This window comes from Rhodococcus sp. T7 (assembly GCF_009872365.1).
Taxonomy (GTDB): Bacteria; Actinomycetota; Actinomycetes; order Mycobacteriales; family Mycobacteriaceae; genus Rhodococcus_F.
The window spans coordinates 239,330-266,051 of sequence record NZ_WXYH01000390.1; the positions used below are offsets into that span (position 1 = coordinate 239,330).

At 65.0% G+C, this 26,722-nt stretch carries 22 protein-coding genes and 1 pseudogene; 14 read left to right on the forward strand and 9 right to left on the reverse strand.

Features of this window, described 5'->3' with window-relative positions; all coding sequences use genetic code 11:
• From MLGJGCBP_RS49620 to istA, 4 genes are all read right to left on the reverse strand, one after another.
• Window positions 1-300 (reverse strand): YegP family protein (locus tag MLGJGCBP_RS49620; RefSeq protein ID WP_236581728.1); only part of this gene is annotated, 300 nt, incomplete at its 3' end.
• Window positions 301-304: 4 nt separating this feature from the next.
• Entirely contained in the window at window positions 305-421 is a 117-nt protein-coding gene (locus tag MLGJGCBP_RS52890) for a hypothetical protein (protein WP_236581662.1), read from the reverse strand.
• A gap of 414 nt (window positions 422-835) precedes the next feature.
• Complete coding sequence (gene istB / locus MLGJGCBP_RS49625; protein ID WP_160103048.1) at window positions 836-1,615, reverse strand: IS21-like element helper ATPase IstB; 780 nt, start codon at window positions 1,613-1,615, stop codon at window positions 836-838.
• Window positions 1,616-1,707: 92 nt separating this feature from the next.
• The gene (gene istA, locus MLGJGCBP_RS49630) at window positions 1,708-3,243 is read right to left on the reverse strand and encodes an IS21 family transposase (protein ID WP_160103050.1); all 1,536 of its coding nucleotides are present in this window, start codon (window positions 3,241-3,243) and stop codon (window positions 1,708-1,710) included.
• Between the two features lie 64 nt (window positions 3,244-3,307).
• Between istA and MLGJGCBP_RS49635 the strand changes: the two genes are divergently transcribed.
• A complete protein-coding gene (locus tag MLGJGCBP_RS49635; RefSeq protein ID WP_160097334.1) occupies window positions 3,308-4,327 on the forward strand; it encodes a tyrosine-type recombinase/integrase in 1,020 nt (339 codons plus the stop codon).
• Window positions 4,324-6,138 (forward strand): tyrosine-type recombinase/integrase, encoded by a 1,815-nt coding sequence (locus MLGJGCBP_RS49640; protein WP_201453105.1) that lies wholly within the window; start codon window positions 4,324-4,326, stop codon window positions 6,136-6,138. The genes MLGJGCBP_RS49635 and MLGJGCBP_RS49640 overlap by 4 nt, the downstream gene beginning before the upstream one ends.
• 1,487 nt (window positions 6,139-7,625) lie before the next feature.
• Here MLGJGCBP_RS49640 and MLGJGCBP_RS52895 read toward each other — a convergent pair.
• The 3 genes and pseudogenes from MLGJGCBP_RS52895 to MLGJGCBP_RS49655 form a co-directional block, all read right to left on the reverse strand.
• Window positions 7,626-8,300 (reverse strand): annotated as a pseudogene (locus tag MLGJGCBP_RS52895) (cutinase family protein); the annotation flags it as partial.
• Window positions 8,301-8,316: 16 nt separating this feature from the next.
• Complete coding sequence (locus tag MLGJGCBP_RS49650) at window positions 8,317-8,580, reverse strand: hypothetical protein (protein WP_012686742.1); 264 nt, start codon at window positions 8,578-8,580, stop codon at window positions 8,317-8,319.
• Complete coding sequence (locus tag MLGJGCBP_RS49655) at window positions 8,580-9,416, reverse strand: sigma-70 family RNA polymerase sigma factor (RefSeq protein WP_012686743.1); 837 nt, start codon at window positions 9,414-9,416, stop codon at window positions 8,580-8,582. Before MLGJGCBP_RS49655 ends, MLGJGCBP_RS49650 begins: the two co-directional genes overlap by 1 nt.
• Before the next feature lie 335 nt (window positions 9,417-9,751).
• On the opposite strand from MLGJGCBP_RS49655, the gene MLGJGCBP_RS49660 reads away from it, so the two are divergent.
• The 7 genes from MLGJGCBP_RS49660 to MLGJGCBP_RS49690 all read left to right on the forward strand — a co-directional run bounded on the left by MLGJGCBP_RS49660 (window position 9,752) and on the right by MLGJGCBP_RS49690 (window position 18,760).
• Window positions 9,752-10,015 (forward strand): hypothetical protein, encoded by a 264-nt coding sequence (locus tag MLGJGCBP_RS49660; RefSeq protein WP_012686744.1) that lies wholly within the window; start codon window positions 9,752-9,754, stop codon window positions 10,013-10,015.
• Entirely contained in the window at window positions 10,012-11,193 is a 1,182-nt protein-coding gene (locus MLGJGCBP_RS49665; RefSeq protein WP_012686745.1) for a conjugal transfer protein, read from the forward strand. The genes MLGJGCBP_RS49660 and MLGJGCBP_RS49665 overlap by 4 nt, the downstream gene beginning before the upstream one ends.
• A gap of 6 nt (window positions 11,194-11,199) precedes the next feature.
• On the forward strand, window positions 11,200-11,526 hold the full coding sequence (locus MLGJGCBP_RS49670; RefSeq protein ID WP_012686746.1) for a hypothetical protein: 327 nt from the start codon (window positions 11,200-11,202) through the stop codon (window positions 11,524-11,526).
• Window positions 11,527-11,686: 160 nt separating this feature from the next.
• Complete coding sequence (locus tag MLGJGCBP_RS49675; protein WP_012686747.1) at window positions 11,687-12,307, forward strand: hypothetical protein; 621 nt, start codon at window positions 11,687-11,689, stop codon at window positions 12,305-12,307.
• Window positions 12,308-12,321: 14 nt separating this feature from the next.
• Window positions 12,322-14,832 (forward strand): ATP-binding protein, encoded by a 2,511-nt coding sequence (locus MLGJGCBP_RS49680; RefSeq protein ID WP_012686748.1) that lies wholly within the window; start codon window positions 12,322-12,324, stop codon window positions 14,830-14,832.
• Complete coding sequence (locus tag MLGJGCBP_RS49685; RefSeq protein ID WP_012686749.1) at window positions 14,829-17,108, forward strand: hypothetical protein; 2,280 nt, start codon at window positions 14,829-14,831, stop codon at window positions 17,106-17,108. Before MLGJGCBP_RS49680 ends, MLGJGCBP_RS49685 begins: the two co-directional genes overlap by 4 nt.
• A complete protein-coding gene (locus MLGJGCBP_RS49690; RefSeq protein WP_012686750.1) occupies window positions 17,108-18,760 on the forward strand; it encodes a M23 family metallopeptidase in 1,653 nt (550 codons plus the stop codon). The genes MLGJGCBP_RS49685 and MLGJGCBP_RS49690 overlap by 1 nt, the downstream gene beginning before the upstream one ends.
• A gap of 184 nt (window positions 18,761-18,944) precedes the next feature.
• Here MLGJGCBP_RS49690 and MLGJGCBP_RS49695 read toward each other — a convergent pair whose 3' ends face one another.
• Window positions 18,945-19,307, reverse strand: a complete 363-nt coding sequence (locus tag MLGJGCBP_RS49695) for a hypothetical protein (RefSeq protein WP_012686751.1) — start codon at window positions 19,305-19,307, stop codon at window positions 18,945-18,947.
• Complete coding sequence (locus MLGJGCBP_RS49700; protein ID WP_043827368.1) at window positions 19,304-19,780, reverse strand: hypothetical protein; 477 nt, start codon at window positions 19,778-19,780, stop codon at window positions 19,304-19,306. The genes MLGJGCBP_RS49695 and MLGJGCBP_RS49700 overlap by 4 nt, the downstream gene beginning before the upstream one ends.
• Before the next feature lie 392 nt (window positions 19,781-20,172).
• Between MLGJGCBP_RS49700 and MLGJGCBP_RS53480 the strand changes: the two genes are divergently transcribed.
• The 5 genes from MLGJGCBP_RS53480 (at window position 20,173) to MLGJGCBP_RS49720 (ending at window position 26,596) form a co-directional block, all read left to right on the forward strand.
• On the forward strand, window positions 20,173-20,298 hold the full coding sequence (locus MLGJGCBP_RS53480; protein ID WP_268960729.1) for a hypothetical protein: 126 nt from the start codon (window positions 20,173-20,175) through the stop codon (window positions 20,296-20,298).
• A gap of 1,258 nt (window positions 20,299-21,556) precedes the next feature.
• A complete protein-coding gene (locus MLGJGCBP_RS49705; RefSeq protein WP_236581117.1) occupies window positions 21,557-22,333 on the forward strand; it encodes a TnsA-like heteromeric transposase endonuclease subunit in 777 nt (258 codons plus the stop codon).
• A complete protein-coding gene (locus MLGJGCBP_RS49710) occupies window positions 22,330-24,426 on the forward strand; it encodes a helix-turn-helix domain-containing protein (RefSeq protein WP_236581118.1) in 2,097 nt (698 codons plus the stop codon). The genes MLGJGCBP_RS49705 and MLGJGCBP_RS49710 overlap by 4 nt, the downstream gene beginning before the upstream one ends.
• Window positions 24,420-25,451: a TniB family NTP-binding protein gene (locus MLGJGCBP_RS49715; RefSeq protein WP_201453080.1), complete on the forward strand. Its 1,032-nt coding sequence runs from the start codon at window positions 24,420-24,422 to the stop codon at window positions 25,449-25,451. The genes MLGJGCBP_RS49710 and MLGJGCBP_RS49715 overlap by 7 nt, the downstream gene beginning before the upstream one ends.
• A 5-nt stretch (window positions 25,452-25,456) precedes the next feature.
• The gene (locus tag MLGJGCBP_RS49720; protein WP_236581119.1) at window positions 25,457-26,596 is read left to right on the forward strand and encodes a TniQ family protein; all 1,140 of its coding nucleotides are present in this window, start codon (window positions 25,457-25,459) and stop codon (window positions 26,594-26,596) included.
• Window positions 26,597-26,722: the final 126 nt, after the last annotated feature.

A 26,722-nucleotide genomic window follows, 5' to 3' on the forward strand; every position in this document is an offset into this window, starting at 1 on the left:
CAGATCAGATCCGCAGTGGGGCGGATGGGGCATTGTCCTCGATCGACGCCATCCCGGTCTGAGCCGCTGCCTTCGAGGTGCCGCCTGACTCACCGCGATGCTCTCCCCGTTGGCTGCCTTCAAGCGGAACCGGAACTTGCCGGCCGCGTCCTTGAAAGCTCGAAGTTCGCAGTCATCGTCCCTCCTCCGCCAGGTGCCACGACGTGTCGCGAACCCCCTGCGATCACGGTAGTCCGACAACACACCTACCGGCAGCCGAACGCGCTCTTTCCGGCGGCACCGAAGTCCGGGACGAATCATCTTCCTAGGTCAGCGCGTTCTTCGAGGCGTCGGCTCTTGCGTCTATCCACGCGATCACGTCAAAGACGCGCAGCGCCGAGTTCTCCTCCGGCCGGCCCGCCTCCTCCTGGATCGACAGCAACCGGCGATGCAGATCGCCGTCGTCGGCCCGGAGGATTCCTGAACCGGTTCAAATATGGTCGCTCGGTGCCCAGAACCTGGCTGGCCCGATCCCAGATGCCACCACGCGATGTCGACTACCTCGATCAGCCAGCGCGGCCGTTTACCCGTGAGTACCTGCGTGGTTCGGTCCGATGGACGGCGGTGGAGACCTCGTGCAGACGACGAACACCTCGCCCACCGACACCGGACGCAGTGTCCTATTCCCGCCTGCTGTGCGGACGCGAGCACCGCGCCGGTATACCCCCGCCCGACCCGAACCTGCCGCGCCCGATGTCAAGGGACTTTGGTTTCTGCCCATCGGCGGTCACGAAACCTGCCCGTGGGCGGACATGAATGTGCCCACGGGCGGACACGAAACTGCCCACCGTGCTGCTCAGATCAGCGGTGTGGTGCCGGTGCCGGCGAGGGCTTGACTCATCCGGATCGAATCTCCACTGGTCTGACACAGGTGAGCGTGATGCATGAGCCGATCGACGGTGGCGGTGGCCAGTGTCTTGGGCATCAGTTCGTCGAATCCTGACGGATGCAGATTCGACGACAGCGCCAGGGCCCGTTTCTCATATGCGGCATCGACAAGCCGGTAGAGGCCTTCGGCGGCGTCGGCGGCCACCGCCAACAGGCCGATGTCATCGATGACCACGAGATCGGCGCGCAGCAGCTTGGTCAGCGCCCCCGACACCGAGTCGTCGGCACGGTGCCGGCGGATCAGTGCGCCGAGGTCTTCGAGGGTGAACCACAACACCTTCCGTCCCCGTTCGACGGCATGCTGGCCGAGTGCCTCGAGGAAGAATGTCTTGCCCGTGCCGGACGGGCCGCAGACGACGAGGTTCTCGCGCCGCTCGATCCATTCCAGGGTGCGCAGCGCCTGCTGGGTCGGCGCCGGGATCGAGGACAGTTCCGGTTTCCAGGCGTCGAAGGTCTTGCCGGTGGGAAACGCTGCGGCGGCGCGGCGGGTGGCCAGCGCCGAGCGTTCCCGTCCGGCGGCCTCCTCGGCGAGCAGCGCCTTGAGTACCTCGGCGGGTTCCCACCGCTGGGCGCGGGCGGTGGCCAACACGTCGGGGGCGGCGCGGCGGATGTGCGGCAGCCGCAGCCGGTGCAACAGGGATTCCAGGTCGGCCGGCAGCGGCGGCGCCGACGGTGGTGCAGTGCTCACGAGAACAGCCCTCCTGTGGTCGGTGTTTGCGTGGCGATCCTTGATGCTGTTGCAGCACAGTAGCTTTAGATAGCACCGCGCGTTGGTGGGTGCTAGTATTCGGTGGCGCCGGTGCCCTCGGTGTCGGTGAGTTCGCTCAGGGTCGGGGCACCGAATCGGGCCCACCCGGCGGTGCCCTGGGCCAGGGACCGCGATTCGTCGGCCCGATGGGTGGTGTCCGAGGCGGCGCCGGCAGGGTGGGCGTCCAGGATCGCCATCAGGTCGCCCTCGGCGAAGCGGCCGTAGGCGGCGGCGTGCCCGAGCGCCCAGTCGACCCGTTCGGCGCCGAGCAGCTTCGCCAGCGACACCGCGTGCTCCATCTTCACTCGGATCTTCCCGGTGCCGGCCTCGGCGGCCTCACACAACCACAGCCGGGCACCGACACCGATGTCGCAGAACGCGCGTTCGGCGTCGGTCCGCGGGATCGGCTGACGGCCCAGGACCCCGGCAGGAGGCGGCGGGAAGTGCTCGTCGCAGATCTGCGGCGAACCGGGGCGGGCCCGCCGGTGCCGGGCGACCTCGACCGGGCCACCCTCGCCGTGGTGGACGAAGACGATCCGCTCGCCGGCCCCGGCGCCGTGCGCGCGGACCCACACCGTCTGCCCACGCAGGGTGTGCGGCACCGAGTACTGGCCGTTCTCGAACGCGATCATCGGTGTGTTGTCCGGGACGATGCGGGTCACACCCCAGGTCACGGTGTGCGGAGCGGCCGGGACCGGGTGCAGGTGAAGGCGTTCTTCGGCGAGCATCTCGGCCGGGATGCGGCGAGTGGTGCGGTGGATGCGGGTGTTGACCTGATCGCAGAACTGCGTGCAGGCGGCCTCGAGGTCGTCGAAACTGTCGTACTGGGCGGCGAGGTTGTGGTCGGTGGGCACCAGGTCGGCTTTGGCCAGCTTGACGGTGTTCTCCACCCCGCCCTTGGTGGCCGGGTCCGCGGGCAGACAGGTCTTCACGACCAGGCCGTAGTGCCGGGCGAAGGAGACCACGCCCGGGTTGCGGACGGCGACCGAGGCGATGTGTTCGGTGGTGACCATCTTCTCGTTGTCGGTGAGCAGATACGTCGGGACACCACCGACCTGCCGGAAGATCCGGTCCAGGCCCGCGTAGACGGAGGGAGCGGTGCGGTCCCGCAACGGGATCACCACCCGGTGCCGGCACCAGGCCAGCCACGCGCACAGCAGCACCGTCTTGATGCCGTCGACGATCGGGCCGTCGCCGAAGTCGTGCTGCAGCCAGAGCCCGGGTTCGGTGACCCAGGGCCTGTGCACCCGGGTGTGGCCGAGCCGGTAGGCGCGTTTGACCCGGGCCACGGCGCGGCGGGTGGTGCGTTCGGTGCCGGTGAAGCCGAGGGCGAGTAGTTTGTCGTGGGCGACGTCGGCGCGGACCCGACCTTTCGAATGTTCGACCCATTCTTCGATTTTCGGTAGATATTCGTCGATCAACATCGGTCTCCTCTCCCGCGGCGGGGTCGGGACATCGGCGGTGTCGCGTTCGGCGACGAGGCGGGCGACGGTGTGATGGGAGCACCCCGCCAGCGCGGCGGCGGCACGGTAGGACTTCGTCAGGTCGTAGGCTTCGAGAATTTCCATGAATATGTAGGTGATCCAGCCGGCTCGACCCGGCGCCGACTCTGACCCTGACGAGGAGTGCACGATGCAGTGGGATCCCTGCTTGGTTCGATCGTCCGAGGACGCTGGTGTGTCGATCGGCCACCCCGACGTTGACGACTACCTGCGGTTCGTGGCGACCCGGGCGCGGCGCAACACCCTGTTGGCCACCGCGTTCGATCTGAAGGTGTTCTTCGGTGTCGTAGGGAAGGACCCGAACGCGGTGACCCGCCGCGACGTGCTCGCCTTCATCGAGGCGCAGCGCACCCCGCGGCGCGGACCTGGCGTCGTCCGCCTGGAGGACGGCGAGGCCGGGCTATCGGCGCGGACTGTGAAGCGACGATTGACGTCGGTATCGGGACTGTTCGAGTACTTGATCGTGCGCGGCGACGCCGGTATCAAGCAGAACCCGGTGCCGCGCGGGTTGTCCACCCGCCGGGCGGGAACGCGCACCCGCACGGTGCCGTTGCTGCGCACCCCGCGCACATTGCCGCGGGTGCTGAGCCCCGGCGACGTCGACGCGGTCATTGCGGCACTGCGCACCCACCGCGACACCGCGATGATCGAGGCGATGCTGCTGGGCGCCCTGCGTCGCAGCGAGGTGCTCGGTCTCACCCTCGAGGACATCCGGGTCGGCGAGAAACGCGTGTTCATCGCCGACGGGAAGGGCGGTCACCAGCGCATCGTGCCGGTCTCCGCACGGTTCTTCCAGACCCTGGCCCGCTACCTCGATGCGGAGCGCCCCGACACCGACACGAATCGAGTGTTTCTGGTGCTCAAAGGACCAAACCGCGGTAAGCCGCTGTCGGCAGCCGGGCTGGAGGAGATCATCCGCGGCCTGCGGCGCCGGTCGGGCGTCGCATTCACCTGCCATCAACTGCGGCACACCTGCCTGACCAGGCTGCGCGAGGCCGGGATGGCACTCGAAGCGGTCCAGGCCCAGGCCGGACACCGGTCCATCGAATCGACCCGCATCTACCTCCATCTGGCCAACGGCTGGCTCGACGAGGAGTACCGACGCGCCCTGACAGCGCTGGACATCCCGACCACCGAGGGCACGCGGTGACCGCCCCCGAACTCCCCGGCGAGCCCGACCTCGTTGCGGAATTCACCAGCGAAACGGATTCCAGTGCAACCACGCGGCGCAGGCAGGCCCGCGCATTCTTCGCCCGCTTCGGCGACCCGGCGGACTGGCAGCGGGCATCGCTGGTCGATCAGCTCGCCGCCGAGCCGGAGTGCGGCCGGTTCGTCGCGTGGCTCATCGTCACCGGCCGGGTTCGGCCGAGCCCGGACTACCTGCTCGGGTGCCGCGGCAATCTCGCCTCGATCGGTGACCGCGTGCACGCCGCACTGTCGATCGAATTCGCGGATATGAGCAAGGAATTGGGCTACTCGGTCGTGCTTGCCAGGCGGCAGTGGAGCGCGCTACTGCTCATCGCAGCACTGACCGCGACCGCAGCCAACCGCGTCGGTGATGCGCAGATCGACGATGCGGTGCAGCAGTTGCGATCGGCGGCAGACCGAGCCGGCAACCGCAGCCTGCGCAACCTGACCGCCAACGTGTTCGGCATGCAGGCAGTCCTGTTCCACCTCGGGCTCATCGACCGGCTGCCCACACGCAGCAACGGCCGCGTCGGTCGTCGCGACGCACAATGGCGCCACATCACCGAACACGCGCCCCTGCTCGCGATCACCCTGCGCGACTATCTCGACCAGATGGGGGTGCGGCTCCGACCCAATTCGATTGCCAGTGTCGAGAAGTCGTTACGCATCTTCGCCGGCTACCTGATCGAGCACCACCCCGACATCCGCTGCGTCGCCGACGTACGCCGCAACCACGTCCAGGCCTACAAGACCTGGCTGGCCACCCGGACCGGCAACCGCGGACCCTCGCTGGCCAACCAGACCATTCGCACGCGCCTGGGAACGCTCGCAGCGTTTTTCGCCCGACTCGACGAACTCGACATCGCCGACCGCCCACCCCGCGTCCCGGTCCTGCGGTCCGACCTGCCGATCAAGGACGACCCGCTGCCCAGGTTCATCGACGACGCCGCCTCGGCGAAACTGCTCACCGCTGTCCGGGCCCACCCGGATCCGTTCACCCGCACCGCGATAGAACTGCTCGCCCGTACCGGAATGCGGCAAGGCGAACTGCTCGCCCTCACCACCGACGCCGTCGTGCAGATCGGATCGTCCTACTGGCTGCGCGTCCCACTCGGCAAGCTGCACACCGACCGCTACATCCCCCTGCACCCGCACCTGAAGACGTTGCTCGACGACTGGATGACCCAACGAGGCGACATTGCCCGCTCGAAGCTGCTGTTCCTCGAACGCGGCCGACGCATCCGACCATCCCGACTCGCCACCGCACTGCACTCGGTCGCCGCCGAGGCCGGGATCGGGCACGTCACCCCTCATCAACTCCGACACACCCTGGCGACCCAGGCCATCAACCGCGGCATGTCGCTGGAAGCGATAGCTGCCCTGCTCGGACACAAATCCATGTCCATGACCCTCGTCTATGCCCGCATCGCCGACCGCACCGTCGCCGACGAATACTTCGCTGTCACACAGAAAGTCGAAGCACTCTACGACCAGCACCGGCAGCTGCCCGCGGACGCCGAGGGGAGCGAGATGGCCAAGCTGCGACGCGAAGCCCACCGCCGCATGCTCGGCAACGGCTACTGCGCACGCCCGGTCGAACTGGACTGCCACTTCGAGTCGATCTGCGAATCCTGCACCTTCTTCGTCACCACCATCGAATTCCGGCCCACGCTGCAACGCCAGCGCGACGACGCCGCCGCCAAGGGGCAAGTCGGTCGACAGAAGATCTTCGACGGCCTACTCGACCGCCTCGACGGGGACGCGGCCTCTTGACGATCACCCGCATAACCATACGGTCCCTCGCAGACTTCAATGGAACTCCCCGGGTGGTGCGGTGTGTGGTTGGCACCTTCACCGTCACCGCTCGGGCCACAAGTTCCTGATCGACACGACGAACACGGGGTGGGGACTTTTATCTGGCCACCAGTGGGGACCTCGACCTGGCCACCAGTGGGTACTTTCTCATGGCCACGGACAGCCGTAGTGCCTGATGAATCGACGACGAGCTCCCCGTAGTTCTGGTGAGTTCCGGACCCGATGAATGAGGCGAACTTCACCCCTTCAGCACCGATCTGGGAAAGGGCGTTTGCACCGTCAGAGCCTGCCAGGGCGGTGAGGCTCGAGGCGAGCTTTCCAAGGTCCCCAGCCTGTGACTGCTGCATGATCTGCTGTCCGGTCGTCGTGGACGCCGACACCGAACCGAGCTTGGACGCGTCGGTCTTCTGGCCACCGCTGAGTGTGCCCACCGCGATCTTCGCGAAGTCGAGGATGTGGGGGAGTGCGCCGAGGCCGGCTCCGATGATGTCGCCGGTTTCGATGGCGTGCCAGAGCTGTTTTTGGAGTTCGCCAGCGGTGTTCGCCAGACCAATGATGTCGAGATTCCCGACGACGCCGACGATCATCGAGATGATCTGTGCGGCGCCGGATGGGTCGGGAATCATCGCGATCAGGGCCGCCGCGGTCTTGTAGTCGAGCCCGGCGGCGAGCGTGATGAGTGGCTCGAACAGGACATTGATCCGGTCGAATTCGGCGTGGACAGCCTTGACCTTGGCCATCGGATCGAGACCCGGATCGAGAACAATGTGCGGGATCCGGTTGAACACGATGTCGAGGACTGCAGGGATGTTGTTGGCGAGGTCGAATGCGTTCGTCCCGATGTGCGTGACCTGGTTGATGAGCACGCTCGGCTTGATGATCGAAAGTGCGTCCGCCGCGAGTGACAGACCATCAGCCGGAGTAGCGGCCAAGGGGGAGACCTGAGTGGACAAGGTATCCACCGATGTCTGCAGCTGCTGCACCTGATCCGGCGTGGAGGCATTCTGAACCGTCCGCGCGATGGTGTCCGCGGCCTGAAATGCACTCGTAAGGTCGATGCCTTTGACCTTGTCGACGAGCTGGCCGGCGGCGTATTCGGGAGTCGACGCGTCCGCGGTCTTGAGCGTCTGTTCCACAGCCGGATTCTGGGTAACCCAGCTGGTCGTATCGACCACCGGAACAAGGGTGTTGGCAACATCTGTCGCCGCCGATTCCATGCTCTTCAGGTCCGGAGCGCCGGACTGCAGCTGTTGCTGGAGGGTCTCGATGTTGCCGGCCAATCCCGGAAGATCGACCTTCGAGTAGTCGGACACCAAGGCGTTCTGCAGACCCGCGGTGGTGGGCTGAAATCCATCGCTCTGCTGCGGACCGGAAGCAGTCGGAGGCTGCGCAAGCACCCGTCCAAGTCCGGCGAGCAATCCATCCTTGCCGGCGTTGGTCGAGCAGTAGAGGTCGTCGGGGGCGCAGTACGAACGCGTGACTGCAGCAGTCTTTCCGAACCCGCCCGGCCTGGCCCCCGCGATCCCAACACCGTCGACGGGAGGACCGACGAGAGTGTTGTCGCCATTCGAACTCTGCCGTGGGTCAGCAACAAGACCGACAGCGATCAACTTCTCTGCCGGGATCGGACCCTTGTCGTGGCCGATCAACCACGCCAAGTCGCCGGCCACGTCCGCACCCTGGCTGTAGCCGCCGAGTGCGAACAGAGTGTTCGGGCATTGCGTTGCACGAGTCTGCATCACGCGCGCGCCGGCCGCGATGCCAGATGCCTTACTGATGCCATAGGTCTTGCCCTTGTTGAAGGCGGACGCTTCGTACGCCGGATAGGTGATCTTGATGGAGCTACCGAACAGCTGGGAAAGAGGATCGGTGACCTGCTTGAGCAGACCCTTCGCGACGTCGGGATTGGCGGTCGAGTCCGTCTCGAACGTTCCCGGCATCATCACCACTTCCACTGCCGGGCAGCCCGATGATGCCGGCGCCGCCCCGGCCTGACTTGGCGACACAACCGCGATGAGCGAGGCGAGGAGTGCAGCGAGCAAGGAGGCGACGAGCAGGGCAACCCGGCCGCTGTCGTTGGCGCGACCGTCCTCAGATGATGGTGCGTGAAGGTTTGTCATGAGTGTTCTCTCTTCGTCAGCGATACAGCGCCGGCACGATGACCCGACCGCTGTCGATATGAGTGGTGATGTCGCGGGGCAGAAAGTCAGCGACAGTGAGAGCGACTCTGCTCATCACATGCGAGGACTCGGCGAGCAGTCCGGGACGAGCGATTGCGGGGCGGGTGAGTGCAGCATCGAATCCTCGCGTCGCTTCGAGGAGCAAGGACGTTTCGGTCAGAAGAAACGCCGCCGCGATGAAGACCATGACGGTGAACAGAGGCGCGAGACTACGGATCATCAGATCACCGCAGTAGTCGTTGCAGTCCGACGACGACCACGTGCAAACCGGGGTCGAGGAGTCGGCGGGTTGGAGGCGACGACACTTTTGCGAATGCGTGTGACCGCGCGGTAGAGCCGCTGGCGAAGCGCTGCCGGAGTCATCCCAATCTCCGCGGCAATCACGGCCAGGTCGCAATCGGTCTGCTCGAGGTATGCCCGCTGAATCAGGGTGCGATCGAGGTCGTTGATGACCTTCTTTTCGACCGCCCAGGAGAGCAGAGCCGGAGCAGAGATATCCGCTTCCGGCTCGTTCTCAGCACTGTCGGACTCGTCCATGACATCGGAGGCGGGGATCTCCTGGGTGAAGGTTTCCTCGCACGTGATCTTCTTCAGCGTGTGCAGGAAGAGCGCCGCGTAGACGTTCTCACCGGAGGGCCTGTAGGTGGCGATCAGTGACATAAACGTGGCCACAGTGGAGGCCGCTCTCTCATCGCACGCGTAATACCGATCGTGCCCACTGACCCGTGCGTGGCGCGTCAGGGAGATGAGCTTGCCGAGCATCAGCTGCAGTAGCGCTCGCCCGGCAAGGGCGCTTCCTTCCTGATGCAGTCTCAGCAGCGCCAGAAGCACACCATCACGATCTCGGCGGTGCGCCGCGGCGAGATCGTTGAGATCCGCGACGTCACGGAGCGCGGCCCGGCTCACCGACCACGTCAAGACTTCGGCGGCGGGGCGAGCGCAGAGGTACATCCACTCGGTGTTCAAGCGGCTGTACAGATTGCTCTGCGCGGTGCTGCGAACCGGCGTTGCCGATGACGCTGTGATGGCGGTGGGTGCGTGGGTGGACGTTTCCACGATCGGTCTCCTCTGGGCGCGGGCGAGGTGGTCTCGCGCCCAGTACAGCAACCGGATATTGCCTCTGACCTGCGTGTTTGTTGTTGCCGGAGGGGCTGTCGTTATTGCCAGGGCGTTGTTGCCGTGAAGGTTCCGGCTGTGCGGCGGTGGGCCAGGGAGTGCCCCTCACGTGCGCTCTTTCGGCTGAGGCAATAACCCCTTGGTGACTGCAGAAAAACTTCAAGAAAGTTTCGCGAACGATGTCACTCAAGCCCCCGGACCCGGATCTTCCTCCAAGTAGAAGCCCACTTTTTCTGTGTGGCGCTCTTCCACACCCCAGTCGCCAGGAGGACCGGATGCACGAGCTCGACAACTCGCTGCAAGCCCAGCTGCACGATCTCGGCTACGTGCACGCCGTCACCGAGGAGATCCGTCGAGTCGCGGCAGCCCTGGCGGTGAACCCTCTCGATGAAGAGGCGAACACTTCGCTGTGGCTGTTGGTGTTCGTCGAAGCGCCAGCCGCGCGCGCCGCGCTGTCGCGGGCGTCCGCATTCGACATCGCGGATTCCGTCCCCGATTGCAGAACGTCCGACCCGACGACAGAAGCCGGCATCCGATGAAAATCGACCTCGCGAAAATCAACAACTTCGGCCGCAGCCCCAAGAGCAAGACCGATCCCGCGACTGAAAATAGCGTCGACTCCGTTGTCGCCGAAGCCGAGGAGTTGGCGCGCGCGGTGCGTGCACAGTGGGGCCTTCGGCAGGTGTGGACCACCCGACTTCTCAAGGCAGGAATCCTTGCCGCACTCGGCGCCGGAATAGTTGCCCTGATCCTCGTCGTCTTCGGATCCTCGCCCACCCCGAACCTCACCGACAACGCCACCAAGGACACCGCAGACGTCGACACAATCGGTCAAGCGAAAGCCGAAGATCTTGCTCGGCAGTTCGTCGTTGCCTGGCTCCAGGCATCGCGTGGGAATGAACAAGAACTCGATCATTTCGTCTCGGGAAGCCCCAGCCTTCCGACCGCGCCGTTGTTTGCCGCGACTGATCCGGCCGTCGCGTCGATCGACTACGAGCAGAAGTCACGGACATACGCGGTGACGATCTCGGTGTCAGTTCGAGCCGCCTCGGACGCGAATGCGGCCACAGTTCGTCGCTACTTTCAGGTGCCGGTTGTGGTCACCGAAGCGGGCGTGAGGGCCGCCGCACTCCCCGCCGAAGTAGCTGAACCGTCGACCTCGATCGACGTCAAGCTCGGCTACAAGTACCGGGTCGCCAACCATCCCATCGCCACGTCCGCGCACGAGTTCCTGTCCGCGATGTTGACCGGCAACGGGGAAGTAGCGCGCTATCTCACGCCGGGGGTTTCGATCGCCCCGATTGTTCCGGCGCCGTATCGCAGAGTGGCAATCACCGATGTCTATTCGTCGGAAGACCTGAGTGCTGCCAGTGCATCGGCACCGCTGCCTGACGGTGATGTTGTGCGCCTCCTGGTGACGGCAGCGCAGAAAGTCGCCGAGGTCGATTCGGTCAGTGGGCAGTACGCGCTGACGATGACCTCCCGCGGCGGCCGGTGGGAGGTCAGCGCAATTGACGCAACGCCGTTGTACCCGCCGGCGGCACCCCGAACACCATCCTCGTCAACGACCGCACCGAGCTCGACCACACCAAGTGCCGGTGCCCCGGAGTCCGCATCGCCTGATTCAGGACAGACCCCCGCACTTTCGGTGCCGACTGCCGGCGACGTGCCGCTTTTTTCCCCGTCAGGAACCGATCCTCATTCATCCGGAAGGTAACCCATCATGTCCATTGCGCTCGCAACCACCGATCCCAACAACGCGGTCCTCGCCGCAGGGCTTTTCGACAAGGCGCAGGAGTTCACCAGCAACGGCAAGCTGCTCCTCCAGTCGGCCGCCGGCTGCCTCGTTTTGTTCTTCCTTCTCAAGAATCTGATGGCCTCATTCACAGTTGCCCGGCTCATCACTTCCGCGCTCATCGGCGGTGCAGCACTGTGGGTCGTCTTCAACATGGACGTCCTGAAGGACTCGACAGGTGAGGAGTTGGAGAGCGCTCCCGCCGTGGTGCACATCGTGGCCGAGCCGATTTCCGGCTTAGACCTTCCCGTGTGATCTCCGCTCGTTCGCACCGGCTGAAAGATGCCTTGCCAGCACTGACCTCGTTGCGCCACCGACCTCTTACAAGGAGGGCTCCCATGTTCGATGTAGCTAGCACTGCGGAAGCGGGTTCGCGGCTTCGCCGGCATGAAGTCACGAGTGGGCCGGTGCTGCGATGAGTGACGATCGCACCACCGGGGAAGTCATCAAGAACTTCACCCGCGCTCGCAAGGTGCCGCAGCTGATCGGGCGTACACCTGACGGAAAGAAGCTGCCGTTCGGTCCCTACACCGTTCCGCAAGCCGTCAGCGGCGCAATCGTCGGTGCGCTCCTGTGGCTCCTGCATCCACTGTGGCTTCGGGACAGCATTTCCTGGAACGTCGGATTCTTCGCCTTCTGGTCACTGGGCACCGTCTTTGTCGTCGGCAAAGTCCGGTTTGCCGGCCGGAGCCCCGCCTCAGTGGCACAGGGAATCTGCGCCGCAGCCTTCGCGCCGGCCGGTGCCAAGATCCAGATCAACGGCCGCCGGGTGACCATCCGGCCACCCCACCTCGTGCGTCCGAGTGGCTACATCACTGCCGACCCCACGGCCGCCGAACTCAGCGCCACGGTCGTCCCGCAGGCCGTGCACATCGCCACCGCCGAGGTCACCGAAACCGCATCGGCGGAACCTGTCGCACCACGACCGCAGACCTCCGCTCCGGTGCCCACACCGGCAAGCGGGCCCACCCATCGCGCCGGCCGATCGAGCGTCAAGGAACTCCTCGCTCTGGCTGCTGCAGGCACCTCCGAGTAGAAAGCACCGCCACTATGGAACAGCCGACACTGTCAATGGCCGCGAACATCCGGTGGACGAAGTCCGGCGTTGTCTGGGCGGACTACGTGCTCACGGGCATCGACTACGGTTACCGCCCCGATGTGGACAAGCGCACTGCTCGTACCCTGCACACGATGCTCGTCCGCGCCCTTCCGGGCGAGTCACTGTTGATGGGCATCGCAGCATCGTTGAGCGCCGAAGCCATCGTTTCCCGAATGACCGAAGGCGTCGATCTCGATGCACACCCGGACTGGGCAACCGAATGCGAAGCGACTCTCGACTCGATCGAGCTATACCGCCCGGGGCAGAGGATCTACTGGCTGAGCATTCCGCTGACCACACCCAAGGTCGTCGATCAGGTCAAGGCCGCCGCTCATTCGGCCTGGACCACACTCTCCGACTACATCGGGCTGCCGCGGACCGCACTTGACGATGACGAGATCCGGGCCCGTGTCCGGCAGGCCAACCGGATCATGGCCGACATCCCCGGTGTCTTCGATCCGCAACCTGCCACTCCCGCTCAGATGGTGTGGCTGTGGCAGCACGCGATGACGCGCGGACTGCATGTCGACCCTGACCTGCCCGACGCAGCCGTGACGCCAGGAGCAAAGTCAGGTGCCGCCCTGACCGCATGCCGGATCGACGAGGGCGCCCAATCGGATCGAGAGAAGGCTTCGGGTTGGCGAGGCAAGGTCCCGACGTTCAGTCGGGTCCTGAAAGTCGACCAGCCGTACGAAATCGTCGACCACCCGGCCTCCTACCAAGTGCTCCTCGCGCTCGCTGACACCCCCGCCGGTGGCGTCTATTTCCCCGGCTCGGAGTTCTTCACCCTCGCTGACGACTTCGGCGATATTGATGTCGATTTCGCCGTACGGCTCAAGGTAACCGCCGGTGCCGATGTCATGCGAGCGAACAAGCGCGCACTCGAGAACCTGAAGGAGCAGTACGAACAGCGGGAAGGAGAGTTGGCCGGCGGCCAAGGTGTTCTCGACCTCGCTGCCGCCGCGTTGACCGAATACACCTCGTTGCTCGAGACGAACCGCGATGAGGTCGAGGTTGCCTGGACGGCGTTGTTCGCGGTAGGAGCTGATTCCGAGGAGCGTGCACTCGCTGATGCGAAGGCATTGGTGAAAGCGTTCGAACAGCAGGAATACAAGGTGGTCGCGCCGGTCGGCTACCAGGAAGACCTGTGGTGGGCGATGTTGCCTGGCGTCCCCACATCGAAGATCGTCCGCGAGTTCGCGCAGATCACCACATCGACGCATTTCGCGGCGTACATGCCGTTCATTCGCAACGAACTCGGCGATGGCAGCGGTCCGCTGTTGGCACTGAACATCACCACCTCTCGGATCGGTGTGGTTCACCACGACGTCGCCGGAAAGTCCCTACGCGACCAGTCCGGATCCTTCGCGGTCACCGGTGAGCTCGGATCGGGCAAGTCGGTCACCATGAAGGTGATCGCCGGCCAGGTCGTCGACTGCGGAGGGCAGGTCATCGGCATCGACCAAAGCGATCTCGGCGAGTACGCCAACTGGGCACGCGCCGTCACCGAAGCAGTCGTGGTCGACCTCGTCGAACCCGAATACAGCATGGATCCACTGAGGATCTTCGAGGCCGGACTCGCAGCAGAAATGGCCCAGTCCGTGTTGTTGACACTGCTCCGGATCCAGCCTTCCTCAGACCTGGGCATCGCATTGGCAAAAGTGATCGAGCCCGAATACCGCGCAGAGCACCCCTACCAGGGTTTGGGCGAGCTGACCGAACACCTCCTGTCCGGTGCTTGCCCGATCGCCCACGCCCAAGATCTCGGCGAAGCAATGAACGTCTACGCCCGCCGCACCTACGCGGCGGCACTGTTCGGCAAAGATCTACCCCCGCTGCCCATTACTGCTCCCGGCATCATTTTCCGCACCCACAAGGTCGACTTACCAACCCAGCTGCAGACCGAGAAACAACACCTCTACGAGAACCTGCCGCTGGAGAAGCGGTTCGGCCACGCGGTGTACACCCTGATCGCGAAGGTCGCCCGCGGACAGTGCTTCGCCGACCCCGACCAGATGGCGTTGTTCCTCGTCGACGAGGCACACCACCTCCTGGGCGCCGACGACGGAGTCGACATCGTCGAGGACTTCGTGCTGCAGGGCCGCAAGTCCTCGGCCGCCGTGGGACTCGGCGACCAGGACTGCGCGTTCGGCACCCCGAAGCTGCGCGGACTGATCAAGACCCGCATCGCGCACCGTCATACAGACGAAACCCTCGCCAAGCGCGCCATTGAATGGCTTGGCCTCGACCCGGACGACTACGGACTGGTCAAGCAATACATGGAGCAGACAGCTCCGGTAACCGGAAAAGACAAGTACGTCGAACCTCACCGCCGCGGTGAAGGTTACATGCGCGATGGCAGCGGAAACGTCGGCCGTATCAAGACGCTGCTGCCTGCAACCGAGTCTCGCCGAATTGCAGTGTCGACCACTCCGAAGGACAACAAGCTGGTGAAAGCATGACCGCGGCCGCGGCGTCCTCCCGTGAACGGGAGGTGGTCGGCGGCCCCGAACCCCGGGAGTATTTCAGTGTCCGCGCCGCGGCCAAACGCTCACTGCTGTGGCTTGTCACCGCATGGATTCCGCAATCCTGGCTGACCGCACTGATACACCTGACCCGTCCAGTAACCCGCTGGCTGTGGGCACGCTGGTGGAGCCGGCTACTCATCCGCCTCATCGCCGGCTGGCACGCGGCCGGCGCCCTCTTGATGATCGTGGCCACCCCGGCTCTCGCCGATCCCGCCGGCGGCGGCGGTGCGAGCCCGTTCTTCGCCTGGATGAATCTGAAAGATTCGCACGGCATCGACGCGTGGAGCTATTTCCTGTCCATCGACAAAGGCAACGCCTCAGTGGGCGGCGGCTGGCGCATGATCTGGGCGTACATCATCACCCTCGAATACGAGGTCTTCCGCTTCCTGATGGCAACGGCCATCTGGTTCATCACCTGGGTGCTCTCGTTCGAATGGCTCGACCTGATCCTCACACCCGTGCGCACCATCGCCGACTCGGTCACCACCATCACCGACCAGTTCGCGCTGACCCCGCTGATGCTCACAGTCGCCGGACTCAGCGTCGCCATCTGGATCATCCGCGGCCGATTCTCCACCGGAATCTACGAGCTCCTCATGTCCTGCGTCATCGCGGCCGCGGCCGCGGGCGTTCTCTCGAACCCGGTCGATCGCGTCCTCGGGGACAACGGACTGGTGCTGTCGGCGCGAGATGCCGGCCTGGAAGTCGCCTCCGGGCTCGCCAACGGCGGTGATACCAGCGGAAACCCGCAGACCGAGATCGAAACGATCGAATCGAAACTCATCGACACGTTCATCCGCCAACCAACGCAACTGATCAACTTCGGAGTCGTTCTCGATGCCCCGGAAAACAACGGGAAATGCGTCAAAGAGTTCGACGCCGCGTACCTCGCGAAGCCCAAGGAGCCAGGACTTGCAGACAAAGCGCAGGACGTCGTCTCCGAGATCGCCCCTGGGGCAGGCGTAGCCCTTGACCTGATCAATCCCGACGCGAAACCGGAAGACCGCGTCAAAGATGCCATCGCCAAATGTGAGGGGGAGGACGGGCCGATGAAGGCCTATGCCGACAACCCCGGTCCCGGACAAGCGATGGGCCTGTTTTTCCTGATCTTCGCCGGCGCACTCCTCATGGCCTTCGCGATCTACCTCGCCGGCCGATTGATCATCGCCGCAGGTGTCTCGATCGGCAATGCCATCAAATCGATACCAGGAGTCGTCCTCGCCATCGCACCCTCGATGCGCGGGCAGTTCTGGCGGACCATCGCCAACGTCGCAATGGCGTTGCTGCAGATGATCTTCGCCATCGTCTTCCTCGTGGGATACGTCATGGTCGTCGAGGATCTCTTCGCTGCAGACGAATCGAACCTGATCCGCACGGTGTTCTTCGTCGACATCTTCCTGGTCACCGCACTTCTCCTCTTCCGCCGAGCGGTCAAGGGAATGAAGCGAATGTCGGACAACCTGGCAACAATTCTGACTAAACGGCCCAACGTCGCACCGACCGCCATTAGTCGCTCAACGCCCACCACAGCGCGCGACATTGCTGCGATGGCCGCCAACGGACGCCACATGTACCAGGGCGGAAAGGCCGTGGTGAAGGGGGCAGGAGCACTAGCGAAGAAGTCCGGCACTGCCGCGGCAACGACCGGAAAAGTCGCAGCCGGAGCCACGTCGACCGCAGCAACCGGCGGGGCAGCTGCAGTGCTGGTTGCCGGACGGGTCCTCTCCTCGACGGCGAAGCGAGCGAAGAACAAGGTCGACTCGATCGCCGATCCCGACAGCTACCCGAAGTCCACCTCAGGCACGGTCGGTGCCCAGACCAGTCGTGGAACCGCGGCTACGAACGCTGCTGCCGACGCTGTCCGGAGTCGACTGTCGAAAACGGCGGTGTCGGACAAGGCCGGCATCAAGCACCCCATCGGGGTCGCCCCGTCGTTGCCGGTCGCCAACCCTGGCCAGGTCCGCGCCTCGGCCACCACGACCAGTAGCCCTGACGGTCGCCGATTCCGCGAATTCACCACCACATCTGGGGCGCCGGTGATGTTGCCGACTACACCGAGCCGCACCCCGCGACCAGCCAGACCCGCCTCTCCTGAAACAGGGGTCCCCAACGGTGCAGGGTCGAAGACTGCTCAGCTGCTCGCTGCCGCCGCGCAGTCCGGATCCGCGCCGGTAGTCACGCCGAGCGCACTGGCTCACCGAGCTCGCTGATGGCGCTCCTCGACACACCACCGTCGACCCCGGACGCACAGGAAGGCAGCTCGAAAAAGTGGTGGTGGCTGCTCGCCGGAATACCCGCCTTCGCCATGGTCATCATGATGGCTCCGATACTGGTCATCCTCGCGACGACCGGTAGTGACACGAACTGCGGTCAACCTGTGCCAGACGCCGGGGGCGGCAGCCTCATGGGACTCAAGCCCGGATCCCTCGCGGTCCCGATGGCCGAAGGCACCTACACAATCAGCTCACCCTTCGGTATGCGCGAGACAGGCATGCACGACGGCCAGGACTACGCAGCACCACTGGACACCCCGTTCTACGCCGCCGGTGACGGCGAAGTCATCGCCGCCGAGCCCGCCGCCGGCTACGGACACTGGATTCGGATCCGGCACACCATCGAGGGCCAGATCGTCGAATCCCTGTACGGGCACATGCAGGCGTCCGGGGTCCTCGTCCACACCGGAGACAAGGTCACAGCGGGCCAACTGATCGGCAAGGTGGGCAGCGAAGGACAGTCGAGTGGACCGCATCTTCACTTCGGCGTCTACCCCGGAGGCTGGTCACTGGGCGGGGGAGTAGATCCCATTCCGTGGCTCAAACAACAAGGAACCATCTCGCCCACTCGAGGACCAGCAGAGCTGGTCGCACATACCGATTCCACCGGTGGAGATCTGCCACCGCTGCCCGCCGACAAAGGCAGCGAAGCGCAGATGCAGGTCGACTCGATCCGCGTCATGCGCACAATCGCGGCGGCCTTCCCCGAGATCACTACCATCGGCGGTTGGCGCCCCACGGACGACGTCGCCCAGGACCACCCCGCCGGGCGCGCGGTCGACATCATGATTCCCGACTCCGCGAGCGCCCAAGGGAAGGCACTCGGCGACAAGATCGCCCTGTACCTCCAACAGAACAAAGCGGCCCTCAGCGTCGAGTACGTGATCTGGCAACAGCGCTACTGGGACGGCACCGGTGACTGGTCGCTGATGGAGGACCGTCACGGCTACACCGCAAACCACTTCGACCACGTACACGTCACACTCGAGGGCGGCGGGATGCCGACCGCCGACTCCCACTACGGCAGCGCTCCGGGCGGTACGACCACCACGGAGCCGTGCCCGCCAGAGGTCGGTGATCAGACCAGGTTCGCCCCTGGCAGCATCCCGCCGCAATACACCAACGCAGTCTCGGCTGCTGGGTCTCTGTGCCCAGAGGTGAGCCCGGTTCTGGTTGCCGGCATCGTTCAACAAGAGTCCGGGTTCAACGAAAAGGCGGTCAGCAAGGGCGATGGCGTAAACCAGGGCGGCGCCGAAGGAATGAGTCAGTTCATGCCGGAGACCTGGAAGGCTTTCGGTACGGATTCCGGTCTAGATCGAAGCGGAAAAGCGGAACCACCGAACGCTGCCGACCCGTTCAATCCGTATGACGCGATCGCCTCGGAAGGGCGCTATCTCTGCCACATCGCCGACTACCTTCGACCGCATCACGACAGTGGAGCCGTCAAGGGCGACTTCACCGATCTGATCATCGCCGCCTACAACGGCGGGGAGGGTGCCGTCGTCACTTACGGCGGGATTCCGCCATTCGGCCAGACCCAGGCATACGTGCCGGCCGTGCGTGAGCACATGAAGAAGTTGACAGCCTGACACCCGCCAGGACGTTATTGCCACACCGAGATCGTGCGCAAATGCCACCCACCGCCCACGCCGACCTACGTCGACTGCACCACTGACCTACAGGTTCCCGCAGGCCAGGACCGTTAATGGGCCTCCGGTTTGGGGCAGGGTCGCGCCCCACCGCTCGGCGTGCTCGCAGCGACCGTATTGAGCCTTACTCGGTTTCCTTCGGATGCCCAGGCTCGCATCGCTCGAGTAGAACTCGGCCGGCGTTCTTCGCGCCTTTAGGCGCCGGATCGACGAAGAACCAGATCCGCCCACCGTCGGTCACCTTGTACTGGTACCGAGCGTAGGTTCGCCCTTGGTACGTCCCGTAGGCGTAGTCGCCCTTGAGCTGATACAGCCGCGATGTCTCCACTATCGGTTCTCGGGTGAGTGTGTCCCATGCATCGACCGTGGCGTTGCGTGCGGTCGCCAGCAGATCGGTCCAGCCCTTCGCGGCGTCACGCGTGGCGAACACGAGATGCCATTCGACACGTTTGATCGGACGAGGGACCGGGCCATCCTTCTTGCTCACGCGCCGAGATCCGGGGCTTCGACCACCTCGGGTTCATCGAGATACTCCAAGTCGGAGCCATCAGCTGTCAACCGAGGGTCGGCGTACGCCTCCGCCGTGGCCTTCCATGCTTCGAGCAGGATCGCGAGTCGATCGAAGCGGGCCACAGCGATGCAGGCACGCGCCGTGGCCTGGAACTCGGCGACGAACTCCGCGTGCAAGGCCGCAGGGAGTAACCCGATCCACGGCAGTGTCACGGCCAGGCGGGTGGCGACACGATCGAGCGCCGCCTCATCGAGGGAGGCAGCGAAAAGCTGCCCGACGACGCCGAGGGCGCTCAACTCCGCGCGGCTCGCCGACTCCTGGGTCAACCGCAGAGCTGGAGCATTCCGGCGAGTCAGAACCACCTCACCGCTGTCCTCGAGGACGCCAAGGACATCCTTGGGTGACCTCAAAAATTCGGAGAATGTGGCCGTAGTAGTCGACTTGCTCATACACACCATTACATCAGAACTAGTTCAGATATTCCAGGTGCCGTTGATCACGTAGCCTCCTCCGAGCATGCCTCCGCGCCCTAAGAGAGTCACCGTTGGCAAATTCTTCGGCCGCAGCGTCTCGGCGTCCAAGCCGCATGTGGCGTCGGTGTTCCTGCCCGACTTCCTGCCCTACTTCGACACCGAGGCGACCGCACACGTGGGGATCGAGCGGTCCGGGCGATCCGAATCCTTTCGTCGTCGCCGGACAGGCTGAACTTGTGCCCGACCAACGGGGCGCTCATCTGCGCTGGGTGCAACTTACCGTCCGCATCGCCGGCAGTGTTCTCGTCGGCATCGGCTACCGCATCGTTGTGGACGCCCACCCTGACATGATCAGTCGATAGAGCGCGGTGGCACTGCTCGTTCGAAGTACGTTGCCGCCGAAGACGAAGGATATTGCGCACTGTCCTGACCGCACCGAGTTGGTCGGCTTCGGCGCGGCCAAGGCTCAGGAGCTCGGTGTCGAAATCGACTGACACACCCTTCTCACGACTCTCCCGGGGAGTGAACGGCCGACCTGTTAGTTGAGAGGAGCACCACGGATAAGCCCGTAAGTCAAGCAGTCTTGATGTTGGGACGGCATTGGGACGGTGTTGGGACGGTGTTGGGACGGGTTCTTGATCGGAGTGCGAGACCAGGGAGATCGGCAGCGTGGGCCACAGTACGGGGACGTAGCCGAGGCTGAAGGAACGATCAAGACGCGTGAGAGAGGTTATTGCCTGAGCGGAATAATTCCCGTACGCGGGGGATTCGCTCCGATCCATGCTCTCTTCGTTGCGCTGATCGGAGCGTAACCAACGTGTCAAGGGGTGGTGGTGTAAATCGGGGATTTGTCCTGGCTGTCGGTTCTCGGTCGATCTGGCGCGTTTCTCACATAGGTGGCGCGGCGTTGGCGCAGTTTCTCGCCCGGGTGGCGCATGCCTCGGTGCTGGGAGAGATTGCGCAGTTGAGCCGTGCCGATGACGAGTTCGAGGCGGTGTTCGTCTCCGGGTCCGGGGTGGAGCGTCGGGTGCCGTGGCGGTGGTTGCCGGGAGGTGGTCGACGAACTGGAACGGCCGGTGAGGTCGTTCCTATCGGTTCTCAGCTGATCTGGCGGGAGTTCTCACACATGTGGCGAGGCTCCTCATCCGAAGTGGCGGAAGCGGTGGAACCGCAGTTCCACGTGTTGCAGTCGCGCCGATTCGGGTGCCTCTGTCCCCAGAATCCGCCAGATCGCGTGAGAAGGGGTTGATGACGACATGACCGCGACAAGTGGCGCACCGCAGCTCACGGCAGGGCGCCACCGCCAGATCGCTCAAGAACCGACACTGGCTCAATGAAGGTGGCGGAGGATCACTGAATCTGGCGAGTCGTGTCGGCTATCTGGCGGACGGCTCAGTGGAGCTGGGAGAGTTGGCCGGGCGAGATCACCCAGTATCACCTGGTGTAGCTGCGAATCGGCGAAACCTTCATCTCCATACTTATTTCCGTACTCGCCAAATTCAATGAGTCGCTCATCAAGGCAACGACGCACCGAGCCTGGCGAACCGCTGGTCAGGTCCGCCAGATTCATTGAGTCAGGACAGGATTTGTCCTGACTCAGTGCATCTGATGATGCCGACTCGTGTAGCTTCTCGTTGAAGAGTTCGGATTCTCATTGAAAGTTCGTGCGTCGTTCGGATTCGAATGATTGCTGAGAATCTGCGGCGGCGTGTCTGCGGCCGGATCGGTTCTGGGCGGTGTTTCATGGCGCCCATGACTGAGGACTCCGTCCTGCGGGCGGGCTTGGCCGATTTTGCCGAGAAATCGGATGTGTCCGTCCGGTATCGGGCGGACGACGGCAGATACGTCGATACGACGTTGCCACGTCTACCGGTGTCGGAGGTGCTGTCCGGTCGTCCGGTGCGGGAGTTCCGTTCATGGCAGGGACGTCGCCATTATTCCGGGTGGTATTGGGCCTCAACAACGGGCTCGCATGTGGTCTACGAGAGTCGGCTGGAGCTGGCGAGGATCCTTCTGGCCGATCAGGACCCGGACGTGGTGGGCATCGCCGCTCAGCCATTCCTTCTGAAGGGGGCTGACGGTGACCAGGTGCGCCGCCATGTTCCGGATCTGCTGCTGACCTATGCCGATGGCGCGGTGACGGTGGTGGATGTGAAAGCCGCTTCCCGCGTTGACGATCCGAAAGTTGTCGCACAGTTTGCCTGGACACGGGCGGTGTGTCGGCGGCACGGGTTCGGGTTCGAGGTCTGGAGTGGGTGCGATCCGGTGCAGCTCGAGAATGTGCGGTTCCTGGCGGGGTATCGACGGGCGATGACCGTGGCGACCGAGTTGATCGAAGCCGTCGTGGATGCCGCCGCCGAGCCCACGGCGATCACGGTGCTGGAGCAGCAGATGGCGGCCGTGGCACCGCCGTGGGTGATCCGGCCGGTGATCCTGCATGCGTTGTGGAGGTCGTGGCTGGCGGCGGATCTGTCGCAGGCCCTCGATGGCGGAACGGTGGTTTCGGCGGCGGCAGGGGGTCGAGTATGACCGAGCGCGCGATCACGGTGGCGGTCGGCACCGCGGTGCTCGTCGATGGGGATGCGGCGCAGATCGTGGAGTTCGACGGCCGAAAGGTCGTCATCTCCTATACCGACGGCCGCTACAGCAGTTTCTCTCTGACCGAATTCGTCACGCGAGCACGAGGTGTTGAGCCGGTCGGATCCGGCGGCGATCCCGGGCTGGTGCTGGCGGGGCTGACCGGAGAGCAACGGCGGCAGGTGACCGAGCGTGGTGAGCACGTCCGAGAGGTGCTGACCGGCTACCGGTCCGGTTATGCCCAGGCAGCCCGGGAGGGCGAGCCACGATCGGAATATGCTCCGAGCCAGCCGCTGATGGCGCGTTACAGGGCCAAGGCCGCGGAATTGTCGGTGACGTCGCGGGCGGTCGAGAAGTGGGTGGCCGCTTACCGCGAGAGCGGCGAAGCCGGGCTCGTGGACCGGCGCCGCGGCAGGAGCGGGTTCTCGGTCGTCGATCCGCGCTGGGAGACTGCGGTACGGGCGGAGCTGGCGGCGGGGGTGTCTGCGTCGACGCCGACGCGGTCGGCGGTGCTGATGCGGGTCGCTGATCGGCTCGACCGTGAGCACGGCGAGAAGGTGGTGCCGATTCCGTCGCAGGCCACCGCCTACCGCCGGTTGGCGGAGCTGACGAAGGGCACGAACGCGGTGAGCGGTTCGGCGAAGGCACGACGGTCGATCGCGGCCGGCCCGAAGGGTGTTCACGGGCGGTTACGTGCTACCCGGCCGGGCGAGTACGTGCTCCTCGATACCCAGGATCTGGATATTTTCGCGATGGAACCGGTGACCTGCCGGTGGGTTCGTGCCCAGCTGACCGTCGCGCAGGACCTGTTCGACCGCCAGATTCTCGGGTTGAAGGTGACCCCGGTGTCGACGAAAGCGGTCGACGTCGCGGGGGTGTTGTTCGAGGCGGTGACCGGCCGCAGTTCGGGACGGCCGACGCTGGGCCCGGCGCACGGGTTGCCGCGGTTTCTGGTGTTCACCGAGGACGGCACCGCCGAGGCTTCGGCCGAGGTGTGGTGCCCGCCGGAGACGCTGGTGATCGACCACGGCAAAGCGTTCCTGTCGGCCCACGTGATCGGTGTCTGCGCGCGGCTGGGCATCTCGATCCAGCCCGCCCAGCCCCGCAAACCGACCGACAAGCCCACCATCGAAAGGTTTTTCAGATCCTTACGCCAGGGCCTGATCCAGCACCTTCCCGCCTACAAGGGCCCAGACCTGCACAGCCGTGGTGAGGGCCTGGAGGAGCAGGCGTTTCTATTCGTGCACGAACTCGAAGATGTCATCCGGGATTGGATTTCGACGGTTTATCACCCGTCCGATCACGACGGGCTCGCGGTCGCGGAATGGCCGAATCTGGCCATGTCACCCAACGACATGTTCGCCACCGGCATCGCCAAGGCGGGCCTGTTGCGGATCCCGGCGGCTCCGGAGCTGGCGCTCGAATTCCTGCGAGTGGTCTGGCGCACCATCCAGAATTACGGTGTCGAGATCGACGGTCGCCGCTACGACGGTCCGGTGTTGAACGGCTACCGCAACGCATCGAGCCCCTACGGCGGTCTGGACGCCGGGAAATGGCCGTTCCGGGTCAACGACGACGACGTCCGCCACGTCTGGTTCTGCGACCCCGACGACGGGCGATGGCATCGGCTGGTCTGGGAACACGCGCCGATGCTGAACACGCCGTTTTCCGACGAAGCTGCCCGCTATGCCCGGTTCCTGGCGCGCCGCAACGACCGGTTCGCCGACCCGAACGAGGCGCTGAGACAAGTGTTGAGCCGCTGGAGCGTGGGGGAAGTTCTCGACCGCCGCGAGCGGCGCATGGCCGCCCGGCTGGCGGCCGAACGCGCCGGTCTGGCCGCGTCCGCGGAACTCGAGCTTGCCGGCGAGCCGGTCCCCGTGCTGCCCGCCGAGTCGCAGCAGGTGATCGCCGACAACGACGACGAGGACGATCTCACCGACGACATCGACACCGGCCGGGCAGGCGAGAACACCGGCGAAGGCCGCACCGGGGTGATCCCGATGCCGATCTTCGACGCGTTCGCCGAGGCGGACAAGAGATGGTGAACCGCCCCGCGCGCCCGGACCGAGGTGACGACCCGGCGGGCGAACACGAGCACTTGCAGTTGACCACGCTGGCAGGCTGGCGCGGCTTCGTCACCGAAATGCCCACTGCACCGAACCTTCTGCCCGACACGATCTGGACGGGCCTGGACGAGGACAAGCGCGACTGCTACGACGACGACCGCATCGCTCACCACTCCCGGCTACTGGTGGTCCAGACTCCCACGATCCGCCAGGTCATCACCTCCGGTCGCCGCCTGATCCAGCTGAACCGCAACGCCCACTACGGCCGCTGCGGCCTGATGGTGTCCGGGCCCGCCCGCACCGGCAAAACCACCGCGCTGACCCAGCTCGGCAAGACCGTCGAGGTGATCCACCGGCGGCGTCACCCGCACGCGACGGGCGACATTCCCGTCATCTACATCACCGTCCCGCCCGCGGCCACCCCGAAGATGATCGCGATGGAGTTCGCCCGGTTCTTCGACCTGCCGATCTCACGGCGCGCCAACATCACCGACATCGCCGACGCGGTCTGCGGAGTGAGCCGCGACGCCCGTGTCACCCTCGTCGCGGTCGATGAACTGCACAACCTCGACACCCGCACCCGCGCGGGCGCCGAAGCATCCGACACCTTGAAATACCTGAGCGAGAGGGTTCCCGCAACGTTTGCATATGCCGGGATCAGCCTGGAACGGACCGGGCTGCTGTCGGGGACTCGCGGCGAGCAGATCGCCGGCCGTTTCGGAATGGTCCGCACCAGCGCGTTCGGCCAGGACCAACAGTGGGCCACATTGATCGCCGCCCTCGAAGGCAGCCTCCGGCTGCACCGGCACCAGCCGGGCACCCTCACCAAACTCGACAACTACCTGCACAGGCGCACCCACGGAATGATCGGAAGCCTGCTCTGGCTAATCCGCAGCGCCGCCATCGACGCCGTCCTGGACGGCACCGAGAAGATCACCAAGAAGACCCTCGACTCCGTCGACGCCGACATCGCCTCCGGGTCCCCGCGCCCACCGGCCGCATGACCGCGATGCTGCCACGAGACCGCGCCGAGAAGATCATCGCGCTGCACGCGGCGGGATGGTCAGGACGCGCCATCGCTAGCCATCTCGGCCACAGCCAGCAGACAATCCGCGATTACCTGCACGGCCGCAAGAAGCCCGGAATCCGGGCCCGGACAAAGCCGAGTATGCTCACCGACCCTCTGGCCGACTACTGCCGGCACCGGTTCGCCGAGGACCCGAACCTGCGGCCCGCGACCGTGTTCCGAGAAGTGACCGACCTCGGTTTCGCCGGAAGCAAAGCCACGTTCTACCGCGACGTGGCCCGCCTCCTGCCGCCCCGACACGAGCAACCTCCCCCGAAAACGCAGAACTCGTCGGTGGCACCGAACCCGTTCTCTCACAAGCCGAAACGCACGCCGGTGCTGCCGCGGTCGGCCGCCCCGGTCAACGGGGAGACCCTCGTCTCCTACCTGACTCGCCTCGCCGACGCCAACCACCTCACTCTCGCCGAGGTTCTCGCCGTCCTTCCCCCGTGGTTCTCGACGAAGGCCAGCAGCGACGACGACCGCGCCCGCCACCACATGCTCGTCCCCGCAACCGGCGCGGCGCTGCTCGCGCTCGCGCACCTCACCAGCAAACCTCCCGCCGACCTCGCCCACGCACTGCCTCCCTTCGGCGACACCGACATCCAAGGCCCGCTCCGGGCCACCACCGCCTGCCGACGATGCACCATCCGCCGCGGCATCCGCGGACCTGTCCCCGTCCACCTGCCCGTCCACCACAATGTCTGCACACGCCACGGGATCTGGATCAGCGACGCCGACAGCCCCCAGCTCGATTTATCCGCCACCCCCGAGATCATCACAGCCCAACGCCGCACCAACCAGCTACTGCGCCACCACACACCCCAGCAAGTGACACTCGCCTACGCGACCGCGGTCAAAGCCGTCCCGCCCTGGCCGGCCTCGACGACCGCCCTTCCTCACCACTGGCGACACCGGCTGCTCCGGCTACAGACCCGCAACCACTATCTCGGCATCCAAACCGATCACGACAGCTTCACCCACGCAGCGATCTACCCCGACACCGTCGAGCTGGCCGCACAGATCCTCAGGCCCGCCAACCAGCACACGCCGAGAAGAAGTCGAACGAACCGTGAGAAGTAGACGTCGAACAGTTGATGAGAACCGACCACAAACCCCCAGGACAGACCACGAAAGTCGAACTTTTAGGCGGGAACCTACAGTTGTTTACCGCGGTAAACAACAGACAAAACGGACATTTCCCGGGGT